A 1,432-nucleotide genomic window follows, 5' to 3' on the forward strand; every position below is an offset into this window, starting at 1 on the left:
AACTACCATGAAAATAAACTTCCGTAACTTGGAAAAAAGGCAATACTAAAGAAAACGCAGCTCATTCGTTTTTTTTAAGAGAGGAGCGCCTGATTCGTTGGTTTTATTGAGGTAGATCTACTGGATTAAGATGCTTCAGGTTCCTGTAATGAAACAGTGTATCCTAAACTTTCAAGTCTTCGTAGAGAATGCCGAACAATTGATTGTTGTCTTTGTTTATCAAAGTAATCTTCGCCTAAGTCTACATACATTTCTTTCCGAGTTAAGAGATAATAGGAGATTCGTAACATGGCATGAGCGACGACAATTCCTGCTCGTTTCTTACCTTTTCGAGATGCTGTACGTCGATACAGTGCACCGAGATAGTTTTTAGATCCTCTTACAGAATGAGCTGCTTCTGTTAATGCTGACCTCAAATACTTATTTCCTTTTTTGGTTTTAGATGATTTCCTTTTTCCAGCGCTTTCGTTATGTCCAGGAACCAATCCTGCCCAGGAACACATATGGGCTGCACTTGGAAACTGTTTCTTAATATCAGTTCCGATTTCAGATAGAATTTGCTCAGCCATTCTTGTAGCGATGCCAGGAATAGAATCTAGTCGTTCAATATCTTCTTGATAGGTGCTTACTCTTTGTGCCACTTCTTGATCCAGCATCTCAATTTGCTCAGTCAAAAAATCAATGTGTTTTAAAATGGTTTTCAACATGAGACGTTGATGCGAATTAATATATCCTTTTAAAGCGAGCGCAAGTTCTTCTTTCTTCTTTTTCATTGTACGTCGAGCAAAGTTTGCTAGTTTTTCAGGATCATCTTCACCTTCGGCGATTGCATTAAGCATATCTCTAGCTGAAACGCCCATTACATCTGACACAACAGACCCTAATTTAATGTTCGCACCTTCTAACACCTTTTGGATTCGGTTATGTTGTCTGGCACGCTCTTCAATGATACTCCGACGATAGCGAACCAATTCACGAAGTTCCCGTTGATTTCGATCTGGGATATAACTAGCTTTGAGTAACCCATGACGAAGAAGTTTGGCAATCCATTCTGCATCCTTGACATCTGTTTTGCGTCCTGGAACTGCCTTCATATGTTGAGCATTCACAACTAAAAACTCAATATCCTCAGCCTCTAGTAAATTAACAATAGGTTTCCAGTATACACTCGTACTTTCCATGGCAACATGGGTACAATTATGCTCTTTAATCCAGTCAACCAACTGTATTAGAAATACAGTTTTAGTTGAAAAAGTTTGAATCTCCTTTCCTTCTGGTGTCATAATACATGCAGTAATATTGTCTTTATGAACATCCATACCGCATGCTCTTTCAATGACTACATCCATTGAAAACATCCTTCCTACGGCTCTGAATATAATTGGAGGCTGGTGCAGCAACCAGAATGGGATTAATCTACCATGTGTGCTTC

The 1,432-nt window shown here is 39.0% G+C and carries 1 protein-coding gene; it reads right to left on the reverse strand.

The features are described from left to right. Nucleotides 1-125: 125 nt before the first annotated feature. On the reverse strand, nt 126-1,349 hold the full coding sequence (locus M3182_RS25495; RefSeq protein ID WP_251560626.1) for an IS110 family RNA-guided transposase: 1,224 nt from the start codon (nt 1,347-1,349) through the stop codon (nt 126-128). Nucleotides 1,350-1,432: the final 83 nt, after the last annotated feature.

This window comes from Mesobacillus maritimus, assembly GCF_023715205.1.
Lineage (GTDB): Bacteria > Bacillota > Bacilli > Bacillales > Cytobacillaceae > Mesobacillus_B > Mesobacillus_B maritimus_C.

Coding starts and splice junctions, on each gene's coding strand:
- M3182_RS25495 (WP_251560626.1), bottom strand. CDS start 1,349: ATGGATGTAGTCATTGAAAGAGCATGCGGTATGGATGTTCATAAAGAC.